The 25,493-nt window shown below is 67.9% G+C and carries 21 protein-coding genes and 1 rRNA gene; 15 read left to right on the top strand and 7 right to left on the bottom strand.

Annotated elements, in window-relative coordinates; genetic code table 11:
- Nucleotides 1–2: 2 nt before the first annotated feature.
- On the bottom strand, nucleotides 3–1,610 hold the full coding sequence (locus tag BHD05_RS14815; RefSeq protein ID WP_161887111.1) for a glycoside hydrolase domain-containing protein: 1,608 nt from the start codon (nucleotides 1,608–1,610) through the stop codon (nucleotides 3–5).
- 177 nt (nucleotides 1,611–1,787) lie between these two features.
- On the opposite strand from BHD05_RS14815, the gene BHD05_RS14810 reads away from it, so the two are divergent.
- Genes BHD05_RS14810 through BHD05_RS14800 form a run of 3 tightly spaced genes read left to right on the top strand, consistent with a single transcriptional unit; the run spans nucleotide 1,788 to nucleotide 4,456 of the window.
- Nucleotides 1,788–2,675 carry an ABC transporter substrate-binding protein gene (locus BHD05_RS14810; RefSeq protein WP_161887110.1) on the top strand — a complete coding sequence of 296 codons (888 nt, stop codon included), beginning with the start codon at nucleotides 1,788–1,790 and terminating at the stop codon, nucleotides 2,673–2,675.
- A gap of 6 nt (nucleotides 2,676–2,681) precedes the next feature.
- Nucleotides 2,682–3,656, top strand: coding sequence for an amino acid ABC transporter permease (locus BHD05_RS14805; protein WP_161887109.1), 975 nt, complete (start codon nucleotides 2,682–2,684; stop codon nucleotides 3,654–3,656).
- Complete coding sequence (locus BHD05_RS14800; RefSeq protein WP_269467583.1) at nucleotides 3,653–4,456, top strand: amino acid ABC transporter ATP-binding protein; 804 nt, start codon at nucleotides 3,653–3,655, stop codon at nucleotides 4,454–4,456. Before BHD05_RS14805 ends, BHD05_RS14800 begins: the two co-directional genes overlap by 4 nt.
- A gap of 3 nt (nucleotides 4,457–4,459) precedes the next feature.
- Here BHD05_RS14800 and BHD05_RS14795 read toward each other — a convergent pair whose 3' ends face one another.
- Nucleotides 4,460–4,954 carry a DUF3515 family protein gene (locus tag BHD05_RS14795; protein WP_161887583.1) on the bottom strand — a complete coding sequence of 165 codons (495 nt, stop codon included), beginning with the start codon at nucleotides 4,952–4,954 and terminating at the stop codon, nucleotides 4,460–4,462.
- Between the two features lie 33 nt (nucleotides 4,955–4,987).
- On the opposite strand from BHD05_RS14795, the gene thiL reads away from it, so the two are divergent.
- Nucleotides 4,988–5,971 (top strand): thiamine-phosphate kinase, encoded by a 984-nt coding sequence (thiL, locus tag BHD05_RS14790; RefSeq protein ID WP_161887108.1) that lies wholly within the window; start codon nucleotides 4,988–4,990, stop codon nucleotides 5,969–5,971.
- Here thiL and rsmD read toward each other — a convergent pair.
- Nucleotides 5,968–6,534: a 16S rRNA (guanine(966)-N(2))-methyltransferase RsmD gene (gene rsmD, locus BHD05_RS14785; RefSeq protein ID WP_161887107.1), complete on the bottom strand. Its 567-nt coding sequence runs from the start codon at nucleotides 6,532–6,534 to the stop codon at nucleotides 5,968–5,970. The two genes, thiL and rsmD, sit on opposite strands and share 4 nt — an antisense overlap.
- An 87-nt stretch (nucleotides 6,535–6,621) precedes the next feature.
- On the opposite strand from rsmD, the gene BHD05_RS14780 reads away from it, so the two are divergent.
- The 10 genes from BHD05_RS14780 (at nucleotide 6,622) to cofC (ending at nucleotide 19,260) form a co-directional block, all read left to right on the top strand.
- Entirely contained in the window at nucleotides 6,622–8,334 is a 1,713-nt protein-coding gene (locus tag BHD05_RS14780; RefSeq protein WP_161887106.1) for an acyl-CoA dehydrogenase family protein, read from the top strand.
- Nucleotides 8,335–8,387: 53 nt separating this feature from the next.
- Nucleotides 8,388–9,518 (top strand): magnesium/cobalt transporter CorA, encoded by a 1,131-nt coding sequence (gene corA / locus BHD05_RS14775; RefSeq protein ID WP_161887105.1) that lies wholly within the window; start codon nucleotides 8,388–8,390, stop codon nucleotides 9,516–9,518.
- 43 nt (nucleotides 9,519–9,561) lie between these two features.
- A complete protein-coding gene (locus BHD05_RS14770; protein ID WP_161887104.1) occupies nucleotides 9,562–11,733 on the top strand; it encodes an ATP-dependent DNA helicase RecG in 2,172 nt (723 codons plus the stop codon).
- A 61-nt stretch (nucleotides 11,734–11,794) separates the two neighbouring features.
- The gene (gene coaD / locus BHD05_RS14765; RefSeq protein WP_161887103.1) at nucleotides 11,795–12,283 is read left to right on the top strand and encodes a pantetheine-phosphate adenylyltransferase; all 489 of its coding nucleotides are present in this window, start codon (nucleotides 11,795–11,797) and stop codon (nucleotides 12,281–12,283) included.
- 9 nt (nucleotides 12,284–12,292) lie between these two features.
- Nucleotides 12,293–13,294: a TIGR03557 family F420-dependent LLM class oxidoreductase gene (locus tag BHD05_RS14760; RefSeq protein WP_161887102.1), complete on the top strand. Its 1,002-nt coding sequence runs from the start codon at nucleotides 12,293–12,295 to the stop codon at nucleotides 13,292–13,294.
- Complete coding sequence (gene cofE / locus BHD05_RS14755) at nucleotides 13,295–14,062, top strand: coenzyme F420-0:L-glutamate ligase (RefSeq protein WP_161887101.1); 768 nt, start codon at nucleotides 13,295–13,297, stop codon at nucleotides 14,060–14,062. It begins immediately after the preceding gene.
- A 106-nt stretch (nucleotides 14,063–14,168) separates the two neighbouring features.
- Nucleotides 14,169–15,200 carry an AAA family ATPase gene (locus tag BHD05_RS14750; RefSeq protein ID WP_161887100.1) on the top strand — a complete coding sequence of 344 codons (1,032 nt, stop codon included), beginning with the start codon at nucleotides 14,169–14,171 and terminating at the stop codon, nucleotides 15,198–15,200.
- Between the two features lie 7 nt (nucleotides 15,201–15,207).
- A complete protein-coding gene (locus BHD05_RS14745) occupies nucleotides 15,208–16,479 on the top strand; it encodes a DUF58 domain-containing protein (protein WP_236966757.1) in 1,272 nt (423 codons plus the stop codon).
- A gap of 28 nt (nucleotides 16,480–16,507) precedes the next feature.
- Nucleotides 16,508–18,646: a transglutaminase TgpA family protein gene (locus BHD05_RS14740; protein ID WP_161887098.1), complete on the top strand. Its 2,139-nt coding sequence runs from the start codon at nucleotides 16,508–16,510 to the stop codon at nucleotides 18,644–18,646.
- Nucleotides 18,643–19,260, top strand: a complete 618-nt coding sequence (gene cofC / locus BHD05_RS14735) for a 2-phospho-L-lactate guanylyltransferase (RefSeq protein ID WP_161887097.1) — start codon at nucleotides 18,643–18,645, stop codon at nucleotides 19,258–19,260. The genes BHD05_RS14740 and cofC overlap by 4 nt, the downstream gene beginning before the upstream one ends.
- A gap of 9 nt (nucleotides 19,261–19,269) precedes the next feature.
- On the opposite strand, the gene cofD is transcribed toward cofC, so the two are convergent.
- Genes cofD through BHD05_RS14715 form a run of 4 tightly spaced genes read right to left on the bottom strand, consistent with a single transcriptional unit; the run spans nucleotide 19,270 to nucleotide 23,107 of the window.
- The gene (gene cofD / locus BHD05_RS14730; RefSeq protein ID WP_161887096.1) at nucleotides 19,270–20,262 is read right to left on the bottom strand and encodes a 2-phospho-L-lactate transferase; all 993 of its coding nucleotides are present in this window, start codon (nucleotides 20,260–20,262) and stop codon (nucleotides 19,270–19,272) included.
- Nucleotides 20,259–21,074, bottom strand: coding sequence for an ABC transporter ATP-binding protein (locus BHD05_RS14725; RefSeq protein WP_161887095.1), 816 nt, complete (start codon nucleotides 21,072–21,074; stop codon nucleotides 20,259–20,261). The genes cofD and BHD05_RS14725 overlap by 4 nt, the downstream gene beginning before the upstream one ends.
- Nucleotides 21,071–22,090, bottom strand: coding sequence for a putative F420-0 ABC transporter permease subunit (locus tag BHD05_RS14720; RefSeq protein ID WP_236966568.1), 1,020 nt, complete (start codon nucleotides 22,088–22,090; stop codon nucleotides 21,071–21,073). Before BHD05_RS14720 ends, BHD05_RS14725 begins: the two co-directional genes overlap by 4 nt.
- A gap of 6 nt (nucleotides 22,091–22,096) precedes the next feature.
- On the bottom strand, nucleotides 22,097–23,107 hold the full coding sequence (locus BHD05_RS14715) for a putative F420-0 ABC transporter substrate-binding protein (protein ID WP_161887094.1): 1,011 nt from the start codon (nucleotides 23,105–23,107) through the stop codon (nucleotides 22,097–22,099).
- A 660-nt stretch (nucleotides 23,108–23,767) separates the two neighbouring features.
- On the opposite strand from BHD05_RS14715, the gene BHD05_RS14710 reads away from it, so the two are divergent.
- Nucleotides 23,768–25,286: ribosomal RNA gene (locus BHD05_RS14710) — 16S ribosomal RNA — on the top strand.
- Nucleotides 25,287–25,493: the final 207 nt, after the last annotated feature.

The raw sequence follows: 25,493 nt of genomic DNA, 5'->3' as shown, positions 1-25,493 counted from the left end.
GGTCAGAATAACGGGGCCATCCCGCCCCATCCGTGTCCGACCTTCAGCCCCGTCGACAGTTGCGTGCCGCGACCCGGATACCGGAATAGGTCGCCCGTCGTGGCGCTGACGGCGATCACATCCGTGAAACCGTCGCGATCAAAGTCACCCACACCCGTGATGTCGCGCATGCCGTTCCACCCGATTCCGATCCGCACTGGCGCTCCAAAGCCACCCGCCCTGCCGGGATAGAGCAAGAGGTGCCCGGTCGCGTCCTGCCGGGCGATGAGGTCGACACGGCCGTCCCGGTTGAAGTCACCGCCGCCGGTGAGTTCGCTCATCGCGTTCCACCCGCAGCCGATCCGCGACCCGTTGATGAGGCTCGTGCCCCGCCCGTAGTAGATATAGAGGCATCCGGTGGCGCTGTGCACAGCCAGAACATCGGGGCGACCGTCGCCGTCGTGATCGCCGATGGGGGTGATCTCGCGCATACCGTTCCAGCCAACGCCGATCTGCACCGGTGCTGTCACCGTGGTCCCGGTTCCGTGATAAAGCCACAGGGACCCCGTCGACCGCGCGCGCGCGATGACATCCTCCCGCCCATCCCCGTTGAAGTCGCCGAACCGCGTGATCGAGCTCATCCCGTTCCAGCCGATGCCGATACGCGAGGCGGCGGCGAAACCGTTCCCGTTGCCGGCGTAGAGAAAGAGGGAGCCAGTAGATGCCTGGCGGGCGATGAGGTCAGACCAGCCGTTGCCACCAAAGTCGCCGAACGCCGTCGCGGGAACCGGGGTCACGTCGAGCTGGTTCCGATCCACCTCAAGGGACAGCCCGCCCCAGGTCTCGGCGCCTCCGGTCTGGGCGGGGGACTGGTACTGCTTGATTCGGCGCCCTGGCCAGTAGCTCGCAGGAATGGCCGGGTTCGAGACGGTCGCAATCCCGTCGTACCTCGCAAACCAGAGATAGTCGGGCCGGACCCACGACGACGACGGGTAGGCGGAGACCTGATCGGCGATACCGGAGGAAAGGCTGCTGTAGAAGCCCGAGAGGAACCCCAGATCGTGCAGACGGGCAGTCCAGTTGCTCTGGTAACTCAGAACAGCCGCACGGCAGGTCGGGTCGCTGGTGCTGTAGGCCTCGACATCGAGGAAGAGCGCCGTGCCGGTCGCGAGTCCGAGCGCCCGCGCCGCGGCAACCGCCTCACTGGCCGCGGCTCGCCCGGAAACAGCCGCGTTCGCGGCCGTGAAGCGAAATTCCTTGGTCGAGGTGGTGCAGTAGGGCTGGAGGCCCATGTGGATCGGCAGGAGGTGCCAGCCGGCCGCCTGTTGGGTGGTGATCCAGAAAGGAGTCAGCTGCGGCTGGCTGCAGAACCGGTTGCTGCCGCTGATGTAGATGCCGACCGCGCGATAGGGGGACGCGGTCAGCCACACAGACATGAGGTTCTGTGTCGGCGCGCTGCACGCGTCGAAGCCAGATCCGGCGTAGGACCCCGGCGCGGGGACGTTGCCGGCGGCCTGCACGGCGGCGTAGGACCCCGCGGGCGGCGCCGCAGCGGCCGGAGCGCCTGCCAGCGGACCGATGAGCGTTGTTGTTGCGAGCACTGCGACAAGTGCCCCGAATATTCGCTTCATGTGCTGCCTCGAACTTCGCTGTTGCGCCCGGTTTGCGGGAAGAACCACTCCACCACCGGGGTAGTACGGCGGACAAGGGTCGTTGGGCCCAATGGCCGCTGACGCTGCGGCCCGCCGGGAGTATGCTCACACCCAACAGCACCTGCAGCCAGCAGAACAAGCATCAGAAGAGGAATCATGCGTGCAAGATTCACTGTCCCGGCACTCGCGACCGTCGCCGTTATGCTCCTCGCCGGATGCGTCGACAACTCGACCCCCGGCACCGACACAGGCTCGCCCCGGGAGGTCACCGTCGACGAGGCCGCGGTCGCCCTGCTCCCCGAGGACGTGGCGAACTCAGGCACCCTCCTTGTCGGGACAGACCCGACCTACGCGCCCAATGAGTTCAAGGACGAGGCGGGGGCCCCGATCGGCTGGGGCATCGAGCTCGCCGAGGCCATCGCTGCGAAGCTCGGCCTCGAGCCGGAGTTCCAAGTCTCGAAGTTCGACAACATCATCCCGAGCGTGACGGGGGGCAAGGTCAACATCGGCATGTCGTCGTTCACCGACACGGTCGAGCGGCAAGAGCAGGTCGACTTCGTCAACTACTACACGGCGGGCATCCAATGGGCCTCCGCCGCCGGAAACGACATCGATCCGGACGACGCGTGCGGGCTCAAGGTCGCCGTTCAGGCGACGACGTACGAAGACACCACCGAGGTGCCCGCAAAGAGCGAGGCATGCGTTGCCGATGGCAAGCCCGCGATCGAGAAGATCCAGTTCGACACGCAGGATGCCGCGACCAACGCCGTCGTGCTCGGCCAGGCCGACGCCATGAGCGCCGACTCTCCGGTGACCCTGTACGCCATCGCCCAGACCGGCGACCAGCTGCAGCTGGCGGGCGATACCTTCGACGTGGCGCCGTACGGCGTCGCCGTGGGCAAGGACTCCGGACTCGCCGAGGCGATTCAGGCTGCGCTGCAGGCGATGGTCGATGACGGAACCTACGGCGACATCCTCGACGAGTGGGGCGTCACAGACGGCGCCATCGACGAGATCACGATCAACGCCGCCGCGAACGGCTAGCCGTTCATGAGCAGTGAGAGCCCCATCCAGGCCATCCGGCTGCGTCACCCGTGGCGCAACGTATTCGCCGTGGTCCTCATCGCCGGGGCCGCGTTGTTCGTCGTCGACGCCGCCGGGCGCCCGGCCTATGACTGGCCGGCGGTCGCGCAGTACGTGTTCGACCGCCGCATCACCCAGGCCGCTGTCAACACGCTGCAGCTGACGGTCTATTCGATGATCATCGCGATCGTGCTCGGTGTGATCCTCGCGATCATGCGGCTCTCCCCGAACCCCGTAGTCAAGAGCGTGGCGTGGTTCTACCTCTGGGTATTCCGGGGAACCCCCGTGTATGTGCAGCTCGTGTTCTGGGGCCTGCTGTCGATCATCTACCAGAGCATCGACATCGGCATCCCGTTCATGGAGCCGTTCTACTCGTTCCAGACCAATGCGGCACTGAACACGTTCACGCTCGCCATCATCGGGCTCGCCCTCAACGAGGCGGCCTACATGGCCGAGATCGTGCGGGCCGGCCTGCTGTCGGTTGACCGGGGCCAGGAGGAGGCCGCGACGGCCCTCGGTATGGGCTGGTTCCAGACCATGCGCCGGGTCATCGTGCCGCAGTCGATGCGCATCATCATCCCGCCGACGGGCAACGAGGTGATCTCGATGCTCAAGACGACGTCGCTGGTCACGGCGGTGCCCTACAGTTTCGATCTCTATACGCGGTCGAGGGACATCTCGGCGGAGACCTTCAACCCCATCCCCATGCTCATCGTCGCGTCGCTGTGGTACCTGTTCTTCACCTCCATTCTCATGGTGGGCCAGCACTTTCTCGAGAGGCGCTTCGCCCGCGGCGTCGGCGACCGCCGCCCTGACAAGAAGGGCAGCGCGCCGACCGGGACCGGAGCGGTGCCACAGGTCACGGGCACCCACCCGACGGTCGTTGCCCCGACCCCGACCACGAACCCGCCATCGGGGCCGGGCAGGGAAGGCCCCGGATGACCGCGAGCGAGGCAACCGTCGCGTCCGGGCACTTTCCTGTTCCCCCCATGGTGCGCGCCGAGGGCGTCTCCAAGAGCTTTGGCTCGAACGAGGTGCTCAAGGGGATCTCGCTCGAGGTGAAGCGTGGCGAGGTGCTGTGCCTTGTCGGCCCATCCGGGTCGGGGAAGTCCACCTTCCTGCGCTGCATCAACCACCTCGAGGTCGTCTCTGCCGGGCGCCTCAGCGTCGACGGAGAGCTCATCGGGTACCGCGAGGCGAACGGCAAGCTCTACGAGCTGCGGCCGAGGGAGGCCGCCCGACAGCGTCGCGATATCGGCATGGTTTTCCAGCGGTTCAACCTCTTCCCTCACATGACGGCGATGCAGAACGTGATGGAGGCGCCGCTGCGGGTGAAGGGCGAGAGCAAGGCACTGGCCGAGCAGAAGGCCAGCGACCTGCTCGACCGCGTCGGGCTCGCCGACCGTCAGGATTACTTTCCCGCGCACCTGTCCGGTGGACAGCAGCAGCGCGTCGCGATCGCGCGCGCTCTGGCGATGGAACCGAAGCTCATGCTTTTCGACGAGCCCACGAGCGCGCTCGATCCTGAGCTGGTCGGCGAGGTCCTCGACGTGATGAAGGGGCTCGCCGCCGACGGCATGACGATGATCGTCGTTACCCATGAAATGGGCTTCGCTCGCGAGGTCGCCGACTCCCTCGTGTTCATGGATGCCGGGGTCGTCGTCGAGACCGGCGATCCGGCAGAGGTGCTCGCGAACCCGCAGCACCAGCGCACGAGGGCGTTCTTCTCGAAAGTGCTGTAGCAGCTACGGTTGCGGCCTCAGCACGGCATCGTCGTCGATGGTGGCGTCCTCAGGCGACGTGCAGGCGCCGACGACGGGGCTGTACCCGACGGAGTTCGCGAGCGTGTTGAGCGCATTCGAGTCCGATGTGACGAGGTCGACGACGACCTGCACGGCGGGATCGCGGCCGTAGGTCGTGAACACCCCGCGGCCCTCCGCGGAATCGTCCACGAGCCAGTCGACGCCGTCAATCGTGACGCAGCGCTGCGTCGATGGACCGGGAACCTCGACACCGCAGGTGAGCAGGATGACTGCCGGGTCGCCCCACGCCCCCGTCCCCTGAGCGTCGGTCTCCCGCCGCTCGTGGCCGTCGATGTCGTCCGGCAGGCGCACCACGACCTCGGCGCAGACGGGGTTCGTGGCGTCCTCCGCTACCTGCATCGGCACCGCCGCGGTGCAGCCCGCCAGGGAGCCCAGAATCAGGAGAATTGCTGCGGCCTTCGCCGCTGGCCCGCGCATCGACTTCACTCGGATCAGGCTACCGTTTGATTCATGACGGTTCCTGACACGCTCGGCGGCATCGGCGAGATCGCAACGCTCGAGCGCATCTTTCCGCGGCTGCCTCAGGCCGCCGCGCAACTGCTCGGACCCGGCGACGATGCTGCCGTTATCGCGGCACCCGACGGGCGCTTCGTTGTGACAACTGACATGATGATCCACGGTCCGGACTTCCGCCTCGCCTGGTCGACCCCGCGCGACCTCGGCTGGAAGGCCGCGGCATCCAATCTCTCCGACGTCGCCGCGATGGGCGCCGTTCCCACCGCGCTCGTCGTCGCGATCGCGGCGCCGTCGCACTCGCCCGTCGCGCTGCTCGAGGGCATCGCCGATGGACTCCGGGAGGCGTGCGCCGCGCTGTGGCCCGGATGCGGCGTGGTCGGCGGCGACCTGTCCGTCTCGAGCGCACTCACGATCGCGGTTACTGCCTTCGGCGACCTCGAGGGCCGCGACCCCGTGTTGCGCTCCGGTGCGAGCGAAGGCGACGTGCTCGCGGTGTCTGGCGAACTCGGCAGGGCAGGAGTCGGGCTGCGGCTGCTCTTCGAGCGCGGCGTCGATGACCTCGGGGATCCGGATGCCGCCGCGGCGGCATCCGTGCGGGCCGATAATCCCGACCTCGTCGGCGCCCAGCTCGCGCCCACCCCGCCGATCGCCGACGGCCGCGCCGCCGCGCTGGCCGGCGCCACGGCGATGCTCGACCTCAGCGACGGGCTCGCGATCGACGCGCGCCGCCTCGCCCGCGCGAGCGGCGTGCGGCTCGACTTCGCGTCGGCGGCTCTCGGTGATGATCCGCGGCTCGCGCTCGAAGGAGGGGAGGACCACGCCCTGCTTGCGACGTTCCCCCCGCACACGGCGCTGCCCGGCGGGTTCCGGGCGATCGGCACCGTGCAGGCTGGGGACGGGCTCGCCGTCGACGGGACCCCGTACCTGGGGAGCGTCGGATGGGACCCCTACCGCGGCTGGAACGGCGCATCGGGCTAGGAGCCCCGCAGCCACCACAGGGTGGTATCGCCGTAGTTCTTGCGCTTGTCGAGCTGGAGGCCGACGGGAAGCACGGGCTCGACCGACCGTGAGCTGCGTTCGACCATGACGACCGCATCGGGTGCGAGCCGAGGCACGAGCTCGGCCAGGGCCGCGGCGAGCTCGCTCTCGCCGAGGTCGTAGGGCGGATCGAGGAACACGAGGTCGAACGCCTCGCCGCCCGCGGCGAGGAATCCCTGAACCGACTGCGCGCTCACCTGGACGACCGGCGCGCCCACCTTCGGCGCACTCTTCAGCACGATGGCCGCGTTCTTTCGACAGGTGGCCGCCGCAGAGGCGCTCTTCTCGACGAGCGTCACGCGGGATGCGCCCCGGCTCGCCGCCTCGAGGCCGAGAGCCCCCGAGCCGGCGTAGAGGTCGAGCACTCGTGTGCCCCGGATCGCGTCGCGAGAGTCGAGCGCGGAGAAGATCGCCTCGCGCACGCGGTCGCTTGTCGGCCGGGTGTCCGAGGCGGGCACGGCGATGGTGAGGGAGCCAGCGAAGCCCGAGATTATGCGCGTCATCTCCTTCACCGTACTCACCCGGGCCACCTGCTGTAGAACATCCACAAACGGTTAGCCCGCAATCAGTGGATCATCCACACTGGCGGCATGGCCACAGTCGACCGCTCCATCAAACCCTCCTTCACCAAGTCGCTCTTCCTCGGACGCGTCGCGTCTGAGCTGGTGCTGCCGTACCCCGTGATGGTGGGCGCTGAGCACGAGAAGGTCGCACGACTCGCCGCATCCGCGCGCGACTACCTTGCCAACGTCTACGACCCCGCGAAGGCCGAACGCGACGGCTGGGTCGGCGACGACACGATCCGCGACCTCGGCGAGCTGGGCCTGCTCGGTCTCTTCGTCGACGAGCAATACGGCGGGCAGGGGCTCAGCCAGAGCGGGTATTGCCGCGTCATGGAGGAGTTCGGCCGCGTCGACGGCGCGCTCGCGGTAGTCATGGGCGTGCACCAGTCCATCGGCACCAAGCCGATCTACCTCTACGGCACCGACGAGCAGAAGGCCCGCTGGCTGCCCGACCTCGCCGCCGGCCGCAAGCTCGCCGCGTTCGTGCTCACCGAACCGAATGTGGGGTCCGACGCCTACAACCTCGAGACCCGCGCCGAGCGCCAGTCCGACGGGTCGTGGCTTCTCAACGGCGAGAAGCGCTGGATTGGTAATGGTGCCGGCGACGTTCTCACGGTCTTCGCCCGATCCGAGCTCGGCCACGTCGCCCTCGTCGTCGAGAAGGGCATGGAGGGGCTCAGCACCGGCCCGCGCTTCGAGACCCTCGGACTCAGGGCCAACCGGCTGCAGCGCGTCCGATTCGACAACGTTCGCGTGCCGGCCGAGAACCTCCTCGGCGACGCCGGCGACGGCTTCCGCATCGCCATGAACACCCTCAACAATGGGCGGATGTCGATGGGCACGTCGATCGCGGGCGGCATGAAGCGGTTCCTCGACCTCACCCTCGAGCACGCGACCACCCGGCACCAATTCGGCCGGCCGCTCATCGACTTCGAGCTGGTCGAGGAAAAGGCGGCGTGGATGACCGGCCAGATCTACGGCCTCGAGTCGATGTCGTACCTCACGACCGGGCTCGTCGACCTCGGCGTCGCCGACTTCTCGCTTGAGTCGGCCATGACCAAGGTCGTCGCGAGCGACGTCGGTTGGAAGGGCCTCAATAAAGCGTTCCAGGTGCACGGCGGAACGGCGTACATGGACGACCATCCGCTCTCGAAGGCACTTCGCGACTTCCGCATCTTCCCCATCTTCGAGGGTGCGAACGACGTCATGCGCGCGTTCGTCGCCCTGGGCGGGCTCAAGGCGCTCAGCGAGGACCTCCCCGATATGCGCTCGCTCAGCATCGGCGACCCCGCGAAGGCAATCGGGGTGCTCGCGCCGTACGTCTCCGGTCGCATCAACCGTGCCATCCGCCCCGGCCGCCTCGTCGGCGCCCACCCGGTGTTCGCGAAGCACAACGCTGCGGTGAGCGAGCAGACCGTGCAGCTGCGCGACGCGGCGGAGGCAGCGCTGCGCAAGCACGGCAAAAAGGTGCAGGAGAAGCAGCTGCTGCAGAAGCGGCTCACCGCCGTCGCCTCGGGCATCTACTCGCAGGTCGCCGTGATCGGCCGTGCCTCCGCGACGTTCGAACGCGACGGGCTGCAGGTGTCCGGCGCGGAGAAGACCGTGGCGATCCACTTCCTCAAGCGCAGCCAACGCGAGGTGGCCCGGCAGCTGCGATCGCTCGAGGTCAACGACGACCGCCACACGGCCCAGATCGGCACCTCGACCAGGCAGACCGGCGGCTACGCCTTCGATCTCTGACGACGCGGACCAACCCGGGCGCGAATTCCTCACGGTCGGGCTAACGTTCACGCATGGCATCCGATTTCCTGAAGCGCTTCCGCGGATTCGGCCCCGCGCGGAAGTCCACGGAGGACCAGCCTGAGCCCGTTCAGGTCGCGGCCACCGCTCCAGAGCTCCGCGCCTCCCATGTCGTCGACAACGCCGTCTACCTCGATGGCGTGCGCATCGCCTCGCCCAGCACAGTGCACGAGACGGTCGTCGAGCTCGACCGCAAGCCCCGCTCGCTCGGGTGGGTCGGCCTGTACCGTCCGGATGCCGCCGAGCTGCACGAGCTCGCCCGCCAGTTCGGCCTGCACGAGCTCACCCTCGAAGACGCGATCAACGCCCGCCAGCGTCCCAAGGTCGAGCGGTACGACGGGATCACTTTCCTGGTGCTGAAGGCCGCACGGTACGTCGACGAGACCGAGACGGTTGAGTTCGGCGAGCTTCACCTGTTCGTCGGCCCGAACTTCGTCATCACCCTCCGCCACGCCGAGGCTCCCGACCTGCGGAGCGTCCGCTCCCGGCTCGAAGCCGACCCGGAACTGCTCGCCCGCGGCACCGACGCGATCCTCTACGGCATTCTCGACGCGGTCGTCGACGGCTACCGGCCCGTTGTCGAGGGACTTGAGAACGACATCGCCGAGATCGAGGCGCAGGTCTTCGATGGGCATCGGAACGTGTCTCGGCGCATTTACGAACTGACCCGCGAGGTCATCGAGTTCCAGCTCGCCGTGCTCCCGCTCGCCGACCTCCTCGACACCGTCAAGGAGACGTTCGACCAGAACACCGACGACCCGGCGCTGCGCCAGTACCTGCGTGACGTTGCCGACCATGTTGCGCGGGTCAGCGAGCGTGTCGACCGGTTCCGGCAGCTCCTGCGCGACATCCTCACCGTCAACGCGACCCTCGTCGCGCAACGCCAGAACGACGAGATGCAACGGGTCGGCATCGCGAGCAACCTACAGGCGGACCAGACCCGCAAGATCTCCGGGTGGGCGGCGATCCTCTTCGCGCCGTCCCTGATCGGGTCGCTGTACGGGATGAACTTCCGCTATATGCCGGAGCTCGAGTGGTACTACGGGTACCCGTTTGCGATCGCCCTGATGCTCGCCGTGAGCGGCGCGCTCTACGTCATCTTCCGGGGGCGCGACTGGATCTGATCCGCGTTCGAGAACTGACGGTGGTGGCGAATACCATCGAGGCATGCCCGGATCGCCGCTCGACGCCAAGCTCAGTAGCGCGCTCGGCGGGCGCACCGCCGCGGCGCTGAAGAAGGGCCTCGGCCTCGACACCGTCGGCGACCTGCTCAGCCACTACCCGCGGCGATACGCCAAGCGCGGCGAGCTCAGCGCCGTCACCGATCTGCCCACCGACGAGAACGTGACGATCGTGGCGCAGGTGCGCGGCGTGAGCGAGCGCAGAATGAAGGCGAGGAGCGGCTCGATCCTCGAGGTGAGGATCAGCGACGGCACAGGCATCCTGACCCTCACCTTCTTCAACCAGCCCTGGCGCCGGGCCGAGCTGGTCACGGGAGCGCGCGGAATCTTCGCCGGCAAGGTCACCGACTACAAGGGCACGAGGCAGCTCGCCCACCCCGACTACGAGCTCTTCCCGCCCGACGAGGATCGCTCCGCCGACGATGCGAAGGCGTGGGCCGACGTTCCGATCCCGATCTACGCGGCCACGGCATCCGTTGCCTCCTGGCAGATCCAAAAATCGATCGGGGTCGTGCTCGACACACTCCCGCCGCTCGACGACCCGGTGCCCGACAATGTGCTCTCCGCCCGCAAGCTCATGAGTTACTCCCGCGCGGTCGAGCTCGTCCACCGCCCGGTGAAAGACGCCGACTGGGGGTCCGCCCGCAAAACGCTGCGGTTCCAAGAGGCGTTCGTGCTGCAGTGCGCCCTCCTCGAGCAGCGCGCGCTGCTTCGCCTGCAGCTGGCAGAACCGCGCATCCCGGGCGAGGGTGGGCTGCTCGACCGATTCGACGCGAGAATGCCGTTCACCCTCACCGGCGACCAGACGAGCGTCGGCGCGGAAGTCTCCTCCGACCTCGCGGCCGCCGTACCGATGAACCGCCTCGTGCAGGGGGAGGTGGGCTCCGGCAAGACCATCGTCGCCCTCCGCGGGATGCTCGCGGTAGCCGAGTCCGGCGGCCAGTCGGCGCTGCTCGCCCCGACCGAGGTGCTCGCGGGCCAGCACCTGCGGTCGATCGTCAAGACCCTCGGGCCCGACCTCGCAGCCCAGCTGCGGCCGACCCTCGTCACGGGGCAGCTCACAGTGGCCGAGAGGCGCAAGGCGATGCTCGCGGTCGTCACGGGGCAGGCGCGCATCGTCATCGGAACGCACGCGTTGCTGAGCGAGAGCCTCGACTTCTTCGACCTCGGCCTCGTCGTCGTGGACGAGCAGCACCGTTTCGGCGTCGAGCAGCGCGAAGCCCTGCGCCGCAAAGGCCAGACGCCGCCGCACGTGCTCGTGCTCACCGCGACGCCGATCCCGCGCACGGTCGCGATGACGGTGTTCGGCGACCTCGATGTCTCGACGATCGCCGAGCTGCCCTCCGGGCGCATCCCGATCGAGACCCACGTGGTGCCCCTCGCCGAGAAGCCGGCCTGGGCGCCGCGCATCTGGCAGCGCGTCGCCGAGGAGCTCGCGCTCGGGCGGCAGGCGTTCGTCGTCTGCCCCGCGATCGACAGCACCGCCGTCGAGGCGGAGGAGGGCGGCGCTCCGCCGAGCGCGGATGCTGCCGACCCGGCGGCACCCCGCGCGAATGTCACCGACACCCTCGCAGAGCTCCGCGCCAACCCGCAGTTGGCCTCCGCCCGCATCACTGAGCTCCACGGGCGCATGCCGAGCGACCTGAAAGACGCCACGATGCGGGCGTTCGCTGCCGGTGAGATCGATGTGCTCGTCGCGACCACCGTGATCGAGGTCGGGGTCGACGTGCCGAACGCGTCGGTCATGGTCGTGCTGGATGCCGATCGCTTCGGGGTCTCCCAGCTGCACCAGCTGCGCGGCCGCGTCGGCCGCGGAGGAGTGCCGGGGCTCTGCCTCATGGTCACCGGGGCCGAGGGGGAGACGCTCGCCCGGGAACGGGTCGAGGCCGTGGCGTCGACGCTCGACGGCTTTGAGCTCGCGCAAAAAGACCTCGAACTGCGGCAGGAGGGCGACGTGCTCGGCAACCTGCAATCCGGCGGCCGCTCGTCGTTGCGGCTGCTGCGCGTCGCGAAAGACGGAGTGCTCATCACCGAGGCAAGGCAGATCGCGGCGGAGCTGATCGATTCCGACCCGACCCTCGCGGCGCATCCGCATCTGCGCGACGCCCTCTCCCGCCGGCTCGACGAGGCCAGCCGGGACTTCCTCGCCAAGAATTGACCGGATGCCGGGGCGCCGGCTGTGTCACATGTCGGGAACGCGGGCCGGATAGGGTGAAGCAATGAGCAGGATCGCCGTCGTCCCTGGTTCCTTCGACCCCGTGACCCTTGGTCACCTGGATGTGATCGAACGCGCATCGCGGATTTTCGACAAGCTCCATGTGCTCGTCGTGCACAACCCCGACAAGGCGGCCATGCTGCCCGTCGCCCAGCGGGTCGCACTTATCGAGAAGTCGATCTCCGACGCCGGGTTCGGCGGCAACATCACCGTCACCTCCTGGAGCGTTGGCCTGCTCGTGGACTACTGCATTGACGTCGACGCTACGGTGCTCGTCAAGGGCGTGCGCTCGCAGGTCGACGTCGCCTACGAGACGCCGATGGCAATCGTCAACCGCAACCTCGCGGGGGTCGAGACCATCTTCATGCTTCCCGACCCCGCCCATGCCCACGTCTCCAGCTCGCTCGTGCGGCAGGTCGCGGCTCTCGGCGGCGATGTGAGCCCGTACGTGCCCGCCGCCGTCTACGAGTTCCTGCAAAATCCTCGCGGTTAGGATCGGCCCATGAGTTCGCTGCAGATCGGCTTCGCCGCCATGCTCGAGCAGTTCCACCCGACCGAGGCTGTCGCGCTGAGCGCCTACGCCGAGAGCCGCGGGTTCACCGGCGTGATGGCCGCCGACCACTTTCAGCCGTGGGTCCCCGCCCAGGGGCAGAGCGCCTTCGTCTGGAACGTGCTCGCGGCCGTCGGCGAGCGGACAACGGGCGACTTCGGCCCCGGCGTGACCGCGCCGACCTTCCGCTGGCACCCCGCGATGGTCGCGCAGGCGAGCGCGACGCTCGCGGCGATGTACCCCGGTCGTCACTGGCTCGGGCTCGGCTCCGGTGAGGCACTCAACGAGCACGTCGTCGGCGGCTACTGGCCCGAGGCACCCGAGCGCATCAACCGCATGTTCGAGGCGATCGAGATCATCAACAAGCTCTTTACGGCGTCGATCGCGGGCAAGGACACCAAGCACTCCGGCCAGTACTACAAGCTCGAATCGACGAGGCTGTGGACGATGCCCGAGATCGCGCCGCAGATCCTGGTGGCCTCGGGCGGCCCGGTCACCGCCAAGCGCGCTGGCAAGCACACCGACGGACTCATCACGGTCGGCGCCCCGCTGCAGAAGGTCTCCCTGCTCATCAACAAGTTCGCCGAGGGTGCACGGGAGGCCGGAAAAGACCCGGAGACAATGCCGAAGGTGCTCCAACTGCACCTCAGCTGGGCGCCGACCCACGAAGAGGCACTCCGCAACGCCATGGTCGAGTGGCCCAACGGGGCGATGAAGTTTCCCAAGGCCGACATCCGTTCCCCATTCGAGCTCGAGCAGATGGCGAAGATGGTGCGCCCGGACGACTTCGAGGGACGTCTGGTCATCTCGGAAGACCCCGACGTGCACCGCCAGTACATCCAGGGATTCGTCGACCTCGGCTTCGACCGCATCTACCTGCACAACGTCGGGCGCAACCAGCGCGAGTGGATCGACGTCTTCGGGCGCGATGTGCTCCCGCGGCTGGTGCGCTAGGTGTTCTCGGCGTGGGCCGTCGCCGGCATCCCCGAGATCGTGGCCGGGATCGACCTCGCCGCGGTCATCGGCGACGCGATTTCACAGACGGACGAGGGGCTCGCCGACGGCGACATCCTCTCGATCACGAGCAAGATCGTCTCCAAGGCCGAGGGGCGCAGCGTCGCCGCGGAGGATCGGGAGGACGCCATCACCGCGGAGACGGTGCGTATCGTCGCGACGCGCGAGTACCCGGGTGGGGTCACCCGTATCGTCGAGAACAGGCAGGGTCTGGTGCTCGCGGCGGCGGGCGTCGATTCCAGCAACACCCCCGACGGCACCGTTCTGCTGCTGCCGCTCGACCCGGATGCCTCGGCGCGCGCACTCTGCGCGGCGATCCGCACCCGGTTCGGTGCTCGCGTCGGCGTTATCATCACCGACACCCTCGGTCGCGCCTGGCGCGAGGGGCAGACCGACGTCGCCATCGGGGCGGCGGGCGTGCGCGTGATCGACGATCTGCGCGGATCGACGGATGCCGGAGGCCGCGCCCTCAACGTGACCCTCCCCGCCGTCGCGGACGAGATCGCCGGCGCGACCGACCTCGTCAAGGGGAAGGCGGCAGGCCTCCCGGTGGCGATCGTGCGCGGCCTCGGCCATCTCATCAGTGGGCTCGACGAGCCGGGCGCCCGCGCCCTCGTGCGTCCGGCCGCCCAGGACATGTTCCGCCTCGGCTCCGACGAGGCCTACGCCCGGGGGTTCGCCGCGGGCCGTACCGACCCCTCTCCGTAAATTTTCATCATCTTTTTAAGGCGCCCCCGATAGAACGCTGGGAGCGTTCGCGCCACCATCTGGCAGACTTGCCGCGAGGACAGAAACAGGAATGGTGAGGCCATCGATGAGCAGCATTCCACGTGAGATCGAACATGATCTCGCCGACGTACGGATCGAGCAATCTGCGACCCTGTCGGCGGGCGCCTTCCAATCACTCAGCGGCGCGATTATCGACAGCGTCGAGCGGGTCATCGATGGCAAGCGCACCCCCGTCGAGCTCGCACTCACGGTGCTCCTCGCCGAGGGGCACCTGCTGATCGAGGATGTCCCCGGTGTGGGCAAGACGATGCTCGCTCGCGCGCTCGCGCGCTCGGTCCACTGCACCGTGAACCGCATCCAGTTCACCCCCGACCTTCTCCCCTCCGACATCACGGGGGTGTCGATCTTCAACCAGGGCTCCCGCGAGTTCGAGTTCAAGCCGGGGCCCGTCTTCGCCAACATCGTCATCGGCGACGAGATCAACCGCGCGAGCCCCAAGACCCAGTCGGCGTTGCTCGAGAGCATGGAGGAGCGCCAGGTCACAGTCGACGGCGTGACCCACGTGCTCGCCGCGCCCTTCACGGTCGTCGCGACCCAGAATCCGGTCGAGATGGAGGGCACCTACCCGCTGCCGGAGGCGCAGCGGGACCGTTTCATGATCCGAGTCTCGATGGGGTATCCGGATGCCGCGGCGGAGCTCGCGATGCTTCGCCAGCGGGAGTCCAGCAGCCCGCTTGACACCCTCGAGGCGGTCGTCACGACCGAGCAGCTGCTCGCGATGATCCACACCGTCAGGGGGGTGTTCGTCTCGCGCGCCGTCGAGCAGTACGCCGTTGCAATCGCACAGGCGACCCGGGACGACCGTGACCTCCGCCTCGGCGCCAGTCCCCGTGCGACGCTCCAGCTGGTGCGCGCGGCGAAGGCCCGCGCGGCCCTCGACGGCCGCGAGTTCGTGCTGCCCGACGACATCGACGCGCTCGCCGTGCCGGTTTTCGCGCACCGTCTCATCCCCTCGTCGCGTCTGTCGGGAGGAGCGAGCGCGGCGCAATCCAGCTCGCTCGCCGACGTCATCTATCGAATCCTCGCGGCCACCCCGGTGCCGCTCGGCTCCGCTTGAGGCCGTGATGGCGCGACTCCGACCGATCCGGTTCTCGCGTTCCGCGCGGCTCACGCCGAGGGGCGCGGCGCTCGCCGCCGTCGGAGGCGCGAGCGTCATCGGTGCCTACACGAGCGGGCGGCCGGAGCTTCTCTACCTCGGGTGCCTCACCCTGCTGCTCCCGGCCGTCGCGGTTGCCTTCGCGAGATTCCGGCGCGTCGGGCTCACCGTCGCCCGCGCGTTCCGGCCGGAGCCCGTCGGCGTCGGGTACCCGACCGTCGTCGAGCTCACCATTGCGAACGGCACCCAGAGGCCGACCCCGCAGGTCGAGTGGCGTGACTACCGGCCGTGGGGCAGCGGCGGCAACGAGTCGAGGGTGCTTCCGGCGCTCGCCGCCCGCGGGTCCCGCGCTGCCACCGCCCGGCTGCGGTACGAGCTGATTCCGCCGCACAGGGGAGAATTCCCGATCGGTCCGCTCGGTGCTCGCCTCGCCGACCCGTTCGGCCTCGCGAAGGGAGAGGTGGCGATCGGCGCAGTTGACTGGCTGGTCGTGACCCCGGTTATCCGCGAGCTCCCCGACACGGGACTCGCGATCCTCGCGAGCGACGGGGCGTCGCTGCTCGTGCGCCGCTCGATCGGGGGAGAGGACGACCTTTCGACCCGCGAATATCGCACGGGCGATGCGATGCGGAGGGTGCACTGGCGCGCGACGGCCAGGCACGGAGAGCTCATGGTACGTCAGGAGGAACCGCGCAGCCACGCCGAGGCGCGCATCATTCTCGATACCCGCCGCAGCGGGTATGCCGACCACCAGAGTGGAAGGCAGGGCAACGAGCCGGAGAGCGAGTCATTCGAGCTGGCGGTGTCCATCGCCGCCTCGATCGCGCTTCACCTCGCGCGCGGCGGTTTCGCGGTTGAGTTTGTCGAGACGGGCGAGCGGCACCTCCCGCCGGTTTCGCCGACGGACACGTTCCTCCGTGCGCTCGCCACCCTCGAACTCGCCGGTGCCACCGGCGAGTATCCGGTCGGGTCCCCACTCACCAGCACGAGGCCCGACCGCGCCCACGGATCGGTCTTCGCGATCGTGGCGGATGCCGACGCGGCGACGATCGAGCGGCTCGCCGCCCAGCGAACCGGCTTCGACCTCGCCGTCGCGTTCGTCGTCACATGGCGGGACTCCCGCGCACTCGAGACTCTGCGCCGGGCGGGTTGGACGTGTCTGCCGGTCGCCCTCGGCGACTCCATCGAGGATGCCTGGCGCGAGGTCGCGGAGCTGCAGGGGTCTCGCCATGGCCGCTGAGCGGAGGGGGTCTCCAATTGCGTGGCAGGTGAGCCTTGCCCTGTTGCTGGCGATCGCCGTCGCGACGGGGGGCCTCCATGTGCTCTTCACCGACCAGACCTGGTGGCTTCTGGTGTTCTTCGTGCTGATCGCGGTACTGGGGGCGGCCGCGACGGCGCGGGCGTTCTCCCGCCGCTGGTTCGTTCCGCCTGCCGCAGCAGTGGCGACCCTCGTCGGGCTCGTGACCCTGCTGTTCGCCCCCGGCACCGCGTTGCTCGCCGTCATCCCGACCCTCGACACCATCAGGGCGTTCGGAGCGCTATTCGCCGAGGCAGGCACCTCCATCTACCGTCAGTCCATCCCCGCGAACGCGGATGCGCCGATCGTGTTTGTGCTGTGCCTCGGGGTCGGCGCACTCGCCCTCCTCTGCGATGTGCTCGCCATCACCCTCGCGAGGCCGGCGCTCGCCGGAATCCCGCTACTCGGGGTGCTCGCTATCCCCGCCGTCACCGCTCGGGATGTCACCGACCTATTCGTGTTCGCACTCTGCGCCGCCGCCTTCCTCGTGCTGCTGGTGGTGGGAGGGCAGCAGAGGCAGCCCGGCCTCGCCGTCGGCATCGGCGCCGCGGCCATTGTCGGAGCGCTCGCCCTGCCTCTCGTGCTCCCCGCGGTCGTCTACTCGGCTGCCGGATCGCCCGGCCTGTCGACCGGGGTGAATCCCGTGCTCGGGCTCGGCGACGACCTGCGGCGTTCCTCCGAACGGGAGGTTCTCACCTACCGCACCGCGTCGGGCGAGCCGCACTATCTGCGGCTCGTCAGCCTTGAGAACTTCGTCGGCGCCCAGTGGGAGCCCACCGAGCAAGAGATCGACCGTGGAAACTCGATCGCTGACTTCGCAGCTCCGCCGGGGCTGTCAGCGGAGGTCCCGACCGCGGAGGAGTTCACGAGTATCGACATCGGGAACCTTTCGAGCCGCTGGCTCCCGGTGCCCTACCCGCCGCAGAGTATTGAGGGGGTCGCCAGGGACTGGTTCTGGGAGCCGGGTGGCTTCTCGGTCTCGAGCCCGAACGACACCGCCCGCGGGCAGGACTACGTGGTCGAGAGCCTCATCGTGCAGCCGACCCCCGAGCAGTTGCTCGCGGCCGGCACGGTCGTCGCCGCCGACTTCGAGAAGTATCGCACGCTGCCGGAGGACCTGCCGACCGTCATCTCCGAGACCGCAGCCAGCATCGCGGCGACGGCGCCGACCAACTACGAGAAGGCGATCGTGCTGCAGGAGTTCTTCCGATCGGGGGAGTTCACCTACTCCGAGGACGCGCCCGTCGAGGGCGACTTCGACGGCACCGGGATGGATGTCGTCGCGACCTTCCTCGAACTACGCTCCGGCTACTGCGTGCAGTTCGCCTCCTCGATGGCTGTCATGGCGCGTAGCCTCGACATCCCCGCCCGCGTCGTCGTCGGATTCCTGCCGGGAACACCGACCACCACCGGGGGAGCCGAGGGCTTCACCGTCACCACCCACGACCTGCACGCCTGGCCTGAGCTGTACTTCGAGGGGATCGGCTGGGCTCAGTTCGAGCCGACCCCCGGCCGCGGCTCGCTCGGCGACTACGCCGATGTGAGCGTGGAGGGAGTGCCGGCTCCCGTCCCCTCGCCAGCAGCATCCGACGCTCCGTCACCGTCGGCGCCGCTCGATGACGCCGCCGATCGGGGGGTCGACGACAACGCGGCTGCTGCTGCCTCCGCGACCCAGACCGCGCTCCCGCGGCTGCTCCTCGCCCTGCTCATCGTCGCCGGGATCTCGCTGCTTCCCGCATCGGTGCGCCTGCTGCAGCGGATGCTTCTGACCCGGCGTCTGGTCGCGGGCGCGGCGACGGCGATCGACGCCTGGGACGAGGTGCTGCGAACCGCGGTCGACTTCCGGCTGCCCGTCGCCCTGACCGCGACCCCGCGTGAGAACGCGGCCGTAATCGGAGCCTCCGGCGGCGCCCTTGCCCGCCTGCTGTCGGCCGTCGAACACGAGGGGTACGCCCAGACGACGATCACCGATCCCGGTTCTCTCGTGAGCGTGCTCGACGGTTTCCGCGCCGACGTGCGCGCCGGCGCAAGCACCCGCGCGGGGCTCCTCGCGAGCTTCTACCCGGCGTCGCTCTGGCGACGGTCGACGCGTCGGGCGCGGCCCTCGTGAACTGGACGATCGTGATCCCCGTCAAGCGGCTCGACGAGGCGAAGAGCCGCCTGCGCCCGGACCTCGCGGATGTCGCCGATCTCGCGCTCGCCTTCGCGACCGACACCATCGTCGCCGCCCGGAACAGCGTGCTCGTCGACGAGGTCATCGTCGTCACCCCCGATGCGCGGGTCGTGGAGCGGGCTACTGCGCTGGGAGCGTGGATCGTGCCGGACCCCGGCACAGGGCTCAACGCGGCGGCGACGGCGGGCATCCGTGCCGCGCGCACCTGCGGCGTCGCGGTGCTCACGGGAGACCTCCCCGCCCTCGGCACCGCCGACCTCGACGGCGCCCTGATCCTCGCCGAGCTGTTCGAGCTGTCGATGGTGGCCGACCACAGCGGTGTCGGAACGACCCTCATCGCCTCCTCGAACGGGGCCGCGCTCGAGCCACGGTTCGGGCCCTGCTCGCGGGAGCGGCACGAGGCGGCGGGCCACGCCGTCCTCGCGATTCCGGTTGGGTCGGCGCTGCGCTGGGACGTCGACACCGTCACCGATCTCGCAACGGCACTGACCCTCGGCATCGGCGAAGCCACAGCGAGCGTCGTGTCGACGCGGGCAGAGCACCCCGCTTAGCGGGACCGGTCAGGTGATCCGTGCGCGGATCCGATCGGCGAGGAGCAGAGCGTCGGCAGCGAGGTGTGCGGAGCTCGGCAGGTCGTTCATCCACAGGGGCACGGCCGCGGCGCGGATTCCCGCGCTCTCGATTCCCGGCAGTGCGGCGGCATCCGCCGCGTCGACGAGCCATCCGTCAAGCAGGCCCCCGGACCGGCGGGAACCGTAGTGGCGCGCGACGGCACCCGAGGTCGCGGCGACGCCGATCGCGGCGAGGCAGGCCTCGGCCATGCCGCGCACAGCCCGCCCGTCGATGATCGGCGAGACGCCGACGACCGGTGCCGCGGTGACGGCCAGCGCCCCGGCGATGCCCGGGATCGCGACGAGAGTGCCGATCGATACCACCGGGTTGGAGGGCGCGACGAGCACGACGTCGGCGGACCCGATCGCCTCCACCGCTGCATCCGTGGCACGCGCGCCCTCGATGCCGCGCTGTACAAATCGCCGGGCGGGAACGGCGGCGCGGTGCCGCACCCACCACTCCTCGAAGTGGATGACGCGACGGGTGCCGTCGGCCGGGTCAATGATCTCCACGTTCGTCTCGACCTCGTCGTCGCTGACGGGGAGCAGGCGCACGCCGAGATTCCAACGGGCGCACAGCTGCTCGGTCGCCTCGGTGAGGGTGAGGCCGTCGCGCAGCAGCGCCGATCTCGCGATGTGCGTTCCGAGGTCGAGGTCGCCGAGGGTGAACCAGGGCCAGCCGATTCCATAGGCGTCGAGTTCGGCGCTGACCCGCTCCGACTCGCCGACGCGGCCCCAGCCGCGGACGTCGTCGTTCGCTCCGCCGAGCGTGTACATGATCGAGTCGAGGTCGGGACACACGCGCAGTCCGGCGAGCCACATGTCGTCGCCGGTGTTGGCGATCACGGTGATTGCCGCGTCGGTCCCCGCAAGGTGCTCGCGGAGTCCGCGGGTGAATCGGGCACCGCCGACGCCTCCGGCCAACACGGTGATCGCTGTCATGGGTGGGTCCTCTCGGGACGGTCGAAGGTGATCACGGGCGCGCCGCTTACAGGGTGGGTGAGCACCGTCGCCGCCACATGCCACACGCGGAGGATGAGGTCAGGGGTGAGCACCTCGGCGGGTGGGCCGGATGCGCGCACACGGCCCGCGTCGAGTACCACGACATGATCGGCGAACGCGACCGCGAGGTTCAGATCGTGCAGCGCAGCGACGACCGCGAGCCCATTCCTCGTGGCCAGGTCGCGAACGAGCGCCAGGGTCGTGAGCTGCGCGAGCACGTCGAGATGGTTGGTCGGCTCGTCGAGCAGCAGCAGCCTCGGCTCCTGGGCGAGGGCCCGCGCGAGGTGCGCGCGTTGGCGTTCGCCGCCCGACAGCGTGCTGATCTGACGGTGCGCGAATCCGGTGACGCCAGCATCCGCCATCGCGGCGTCGATGACCTCGTCGTCGCGTCGCGACGGCCCGGCCAGAAAGGAGGCGTGAGGCGTGCGGCCGAGGGCAACCGCCATGCGCACGGTCAGGGGCAGCTCGGCGCTGACATCCTGCTCGACGAGTGCCGCGACCCGCGCACGGTCTCGCCTGCTCGTGGCGAACCAGTCTTCTCCCGCCCAGCTGAGTGCGCCGGATGCCGGGCGGTCGATGCCCGCGAGCACCCGGATGAGGCTCGACTTGCCCGCGCCGTTCGGGCCGAGGATCGCGGTCAGCCGTCCCCCGCGCAGTTCGGCGTCGACAGCGTCGACGACGGCGCGTCCGCCGAGGACGACCGAGAGCTGCTGCGCGCTCATCGAGTCGACCCGTTCAGCATCCGGAATCATGCGAACCTCCGCGAGCGCATGAGGAGCAGCACGAAAACAGGTGCGCCGATGACCGCCGTGACGATTCCGACGGGGAGCTCCCGCGGATCGAACAGGGCGCGAGCCGCGGTGTCGCACCAGATCAGGAAGATGGCGCCCGACAGCGCGGCCAGCGGCAGCAGGGCTCGGTGCTGGGCTCCGACGATCAGGCGCACGGCGTGGGGGAGGATGAGGCCCACGAAGCCGATCGATCCGCTCACCGAGACCATCCCACCGGTCAGCAGTGCCGTGCCGACGAGCATGACCCATCGGGTGCGGGCGACGCTCACGCCGAGTGCGGCAGCCGACGTGTCTCCGAAGGCGAAGGCATCCAGCACCCTCCCGCCGATCATGAGCGGGATTCCGATCACGACGATTGCGGTGACGGCGATGGCGACAGCGGGCCAGCGCGCGCCGGCGAGCGAGCCGAGAAGCCACGAGATGATTTCGCGATAGGAGTCTCCCGTCGCCGTCCAGAAGATGACGAAGCTCGTGAGCGCGGCACCAAGGCTCGAGACCGCAATCCCGGCGAGGATCATCCGGCTCGGGGTGAGGGCGGAGCCGGAGCCGGCGATCAACAGCGTCGCCGCGAGGGCGACGAGCGCGCCGAGGAACGCGGCCGCCGGCAATAGCACCGAGACGCCGAGCACGAGCACCGCGACGGCGCCGAGCGATGCCCCTGAGGAGAGACCCAGCAGATAGGGGTCGGCGAGCGGGTTGCGGGTGACCGCCTGCATGACCGCGCCGGAGATCGCCAGGCCCGCACCGACCGCCGCTGCCGTGAGCACCCGCGGCAATCGAAGTTCCCAGACGATTCCGTCGCGCAGCGGCGACAGCGGGGTGACCCCGAGCCCCAGATGACTGCCGATCGAGGCCCAGACCTCGTCGAACCGGATATCGGCGGGCCCGAAAGTCACCGCGGCGGCGATCGAGGCGACGAGCGCCGCCGCGAGTGTGATCGAGGCGAAGAGGATGCGCGAAGGGCGTGCCGTGCGCACGCTCAGCTACTCGACATCGACGGCTGCGAGCTGCTGTGCGAGATTGGCCGTGGCCGAGACGTTGCGCACGCCGGCCTCGCCCGCTGCGAACGGGACCACCAGGTAGCGGGAGGACTGTACCGCGCCGAGGGCCGCGGTGGCCGGGTTCGACTCGAGGAGCTCGATCTTGCTCGCGGCGGTGTTCCACGAGGCATCCACGAGCACGATCACGTCGGGGTCGGCGTCGATGATGGCCTCCCAGCCGAGCGGGCTCCACGTGTCGGCGACATCGGCAGCGACATTGGTCAGCCCGAGGCGCTCCATCATCATCTGAGGTGCCCCGATGCCGGCGCCCACATAGGGGGTGTCGGTGCCCGAGGAATACCAGAGCGCACTCATGCCCCGGTCATCAGACTCGATCGCCTCGAGGGCGGAGCGCTGCTCGGCCACCAGGTCGGCGGCCGCCTCCTGGGCGTGGAACACCCGTCCAGCTTCGGCGATCTGGGCGAAGACCTCGTCGAAGGTCAGTTTCTCAGGCTGGTAGCCGGACTCTTTGCACGCGGACGGCGCCACGTAGGTGCCGATGCCGAGCCCGGCGAGCGAGGCGCGATCACCGGCGGCCTCGGCGGTGAGCATCGACTCCCACCCCGCGAAGACGAAGTCGGGCTCGAGCTCGAGCACGGCCTCCTGGCTCGGGGCGAAGTCAGAGATGACGGGGATGTCGGCTGCGGCCGCGGCCCACTCCTCGGGAACGGGGCCGTCCTGGAAGGCAGACCCGATCACGCGGTCGGCGAGCCCGAGCGCAATGAGCAGTTCGGTGGAGGTCGACTTGATGGTGACGATGCGCTCGGGCGCGGCAGCCGTGTCGACCTCGGTGCCGCAGTTGTCGATGACCGCGTCGGCCGGAGCGGCGGAGTTCTCGGCGCCAGTCGACGTGGCGGAACAGCCGGTGACGGCGAGAAGTCCTGCCGCGGCCAGGCCGGCCAGTGGGCGGATGCGGCGGGGGAGGGGAATGCGGGTACGCGTCGGGTTCGTCATGGCGTCTCTCGGTCGGTCGGCAATAGGAGCGCGAGGGGACTCGCGGGGAGACCTGCCGCCCCAAATCCGGGACCGACGCACCGCACCACATCCGGTGCAGGGGCCTGATACGCCCAGTTTAGCGACCATCGGCGGGCGCGACACGCCCGGGCAGCGGCCGGGATTTGCTCAGTCCCCCGGCGCCACGTAATGTTTCCTCTTGTCGCCCCAAAGGTTCGCCCAGCCGCAGTGCTGAACGGCCTCAAGAGGCACAAAATCCGGTTCTGAAGTAGTCCTTGGTAGCAAGGACCCGGCTTCGGAGCATAGGATAGTAACCCGCTTGGATTGATACTCTCCTCGCCGCCTCTGGTGGTCAGGATGACGAAGTTCAAGTGGTAAGATTGTGAAGTTGCCCTGTGGCTGCCCGTGAGGGTGTGGTGCAGGAGCGTCCGATCCTTGAGAACTCAACAGCGTGCACAATGTCAAATGCCAAAAACCTCGTGTATTTCGTCCCGTTTCTAGCGGTGATGGATGCAGGAGATTCCTTTGGAATACATTTAAACAACAAAGCAAGTCAGTAATGATTTGTTCTGTCAGTTTCAAACTTGCTTCTTGTTCACCTATTTCCGGTGGCTTGGGGCGCTAGATGTGTCGGTGAGCTTGCTTGCTGGCTATCAAACATTTACGGAGAGTTTGATCCTGGCTCAGGACGAACGCTGGCGGCGTGCTTAACACATGCAAGTCGAACGATGACCTCCAGCTTGCTGGGGTGATTAGTGGCGAACGGGTGAGTAACACGTGAGTAACCTGCCCTCCACTCTGGGATAAGCACTGGAAACGGTGTCTAATACCGGATACGAGCTTCCGCCGCATGGTGAGGAGCTGGAAAGAATTTTGGTGGTGGATGGACTCGCGGCCTATCAGGTAGTTGGTGAGGTAATGGCTCACCAAGCCGACGACGGGTAGCCGGCCTGAGAGGGTGACCGGCCACACTGGGACTGAGACACGGCCCAGACTCCTACGGGAGGCAGCAGTGGGGAATATTGCACAATGGGCGAAAGCCTGATGCAGCAACGCCGCGTGAGGGACGACGGCCTTCGGGTTGTAAACCTCTTTTAGTAGGGAAGAAGCGAAAGTGACGGTACCTGCAGAAAAAGCACCGGCTAACTACGTGCCAGCAGCCGCGGTAATACGTAGGGTGCAAGCGTTGTCCGGAATTATTGGGCGTAAAGAGCTCGTAGGCGGTTTGTCGCGTCTGCTGTGAAATCCGGAGGCTCAACCTCCGGCCTGCAGTGGGTACGGGCAGACTAGAGTGCGGTAGGGGAGATTGGAATTCCTGGTGTAGCGGTGGAATGCGCAGATATCAGGAGGAACACCAATGGCGAAGGCAGATCTCTGGGCCGTAACTGACGCTGAGGAGCGAAAGCATGGGGAGCGAACAGGATTAGATACCCTGGTAGTCCATGCCGTAAACGTTGGGAACTAGGCGTAGGGTCCATTCCACGGATTCTGTGCCGCAGCTAACGCATTAAGTTCCCCGCCTGGGGAGTACGGCCGCAAGGCTAAAACTCAAAGGAATTGACGGGGGCCCGCACAAGCGGCGGAGCATGCGGATTAATTCGATGCAACGCGAAGAACCTTACCAAGGCTTGACATATACCGGAAAAGTTCAGAAATGTTCTCCCCGCAAGGTCGGTATACAGGTGGTGCATGGTTGTCGTCAGCTCGTGTCGTGAGATGTTGGGTTAAGTCCCGCAACGAGCGCAACCCTCGTTCTATGTTGCCAGCACGTAATGGTGGGAACTCATAGGAGACTGCCGGGGTCAACTCGGAGGAAGGTGGGGATGACGTCAAATCATCATGCCCCTTATGTCTTGGGCTTCACGCATGCTACAATGGCCGGTACAAAGGGCTGCAATACCGTAAGGTGGAGCGAATCCCAAAAAGCCGGTCTCAGTTCGGATTGAGGTCTGCAACTCGACCTCATGAAGTCGGAGTCGCTAGTAATCGCAGATCAGCAACGCTGCGGTGAATACGTTCCCGGGCCTTGTACACACCGCCCGTCAAGTCATGAAAGTCGGTAACACCCGAAGCCGGTGGCCCAACCTTTTGGAGGGAGCCGTCGAAGGTGGGATCGGTAATTAGGACTAAGTCGTAACAAGGTAGCCGTACCGGAAGGTGCGGCTGGATCACCTCCTTTCTAAGGAGCATGTGCAGCGTCCTCTGTATACAGGGACATCAAGCTGCCAAGCCAATTCGGAGAAACCCTGTCCTTTCTGGACAGCACGCCTCCGGTGGCGCTCATGGGTGGAACATTGACATTGTGGCCAGGTAGATTTTCTGCCTTCTAGTACGTCTTGTCGCTTGCGGCGGGATTGGAACGGGGACGGTTGGTAGCCCTGGTCTT

It is taken from the genome of Marisediminicola antarctica, from assembly GCF_009930795.1.
Taxonomy (GTDB): Bacteria; Actinomycetota; Actinomycetes; order Actinomycetales; family Microbacteriaceae; genus Marisediminicola; species Marisediminicola antarctica.
This window is presented reverse-complemented; position numbering and strand designations above follow the sequence as displayed.

Bases quoted from the DNA above. Each gene is read 5' to 3' on its own strand.
- BHD05_RS14815 (WP_161887111.1), bottom strand. From the start codon at position 1,610: ATGAAGCGAATATTCGGGGCACTTGTCGCAGTGCTCGCAACAACAACG.
- BHD05_RS14810 (WP_161887110.1), top strand. From the start codon at position 1,788: ATGCGTGCAAGATTCACTGTCCCGGCACTCGCGACCGTCGCCGTTATG.
- BHD05_RS14805 (WP_161887109.1), top strand. From the start codon at position 2,682: ATGAGCAGTGAGAGCCCCATCCAGGCCATCCGGCTGCGTCACCCGTGG.
- BHD05_RS14800 (WP_269467583.1), top strand. From the start codon at position 3,653: ATGACCGCGAGCGAGGCAACCGTCGCGTCCGGGCACTTTCCTGTTCCC.
- BHD05_RS14795 (WP_161887583.1), bottom strand. From the start codon at position 4,954: ATGCGCGGGCCAGCGGCGAAGGCCGCAGCAATTCTCCTGATTCTGGGC.
- thiL (WP_161887108.1), top strand. From the start codon at position 4,988: ATGACGGTTCCTGACACGCTCGGCGGCATCGGCGAGATCGCAACGCTC.
- rsmD (WP_161887107.1), bottom strand. From the start codon at position 6,534: ATGACGCGCATAATCTCGGGCTTCGCTGGCTCCCTCACCATCGCCGTG.
- BHD05_RS14780 (WP_161887106.1), top strand. From the start codon at position 6,622: ATGGCCACAGTCGACCGCTCCATCAAACCCTCCTTCACCAAGTCGCTC.
- corA (WP_161887105.1), top strand. From the start codon at position 8,388: ATGGCATCCGATTTCCTGAAGCGCTTCCGCGGATTCGGCCCCGCGCGG.
- BHD05_RS14770 (WP_161887104.1), top strand. From the start codon at position 9,562: ATGCCCGGATCGCCGCTCGACGCCAAGCTCAGTAGCGCGCTCGGCGGG.
- coaD (WP_161887103.1), top strand. From the start codon at position 11,795: ATGAGCAGGATCGCCGTCGTCCCTGGTTCCTTCGACCCCGTGACCCTT.
- BHD05_RS14760 (WP_161887102.1), top strand. From the start codon at position 12,293: ATGAGTTCGCTGCAGATCGGCTTCGCCGCCATGCTCGAGCAGTTCCAC.
- BHD05_RS14750 (WP_161887100.1), top strand. From the start codon at position 14,169: ATGAGCAGCATTCCACGTGAGATCGAACATGATCTCGCCGACGTACGG.
- BHD05_RS14745 (WP_236966757.1), top strand. From the start codon at position 15,208: ATGGCGCGACTCCGACCGATCCGGTTCTCGCGTTCCGCGCGGCTCACG.
- cofD (WP_161887096.1), bottom strand. From the start codon at position 20,262: ATGACAGCGATCACCGTGTTGGCCGGAGGCGTCGGCGGTGCCCGATTC.
- BHD05_RS14725 (WP_161887095.1), bottom strand. From the start codon at position 21,074: ATGATTCCGGATGCTGAACGGGTCGACTCGATGAGCGCGCAGCAGCTC.
- BHD05_RS14715 (WP_161887094.1), bottom strand. From the start codon at position 23,107: ATGACGAACCCGACGCGTACCCGCATTCCCCTCCCCCGCCGCATCCGC.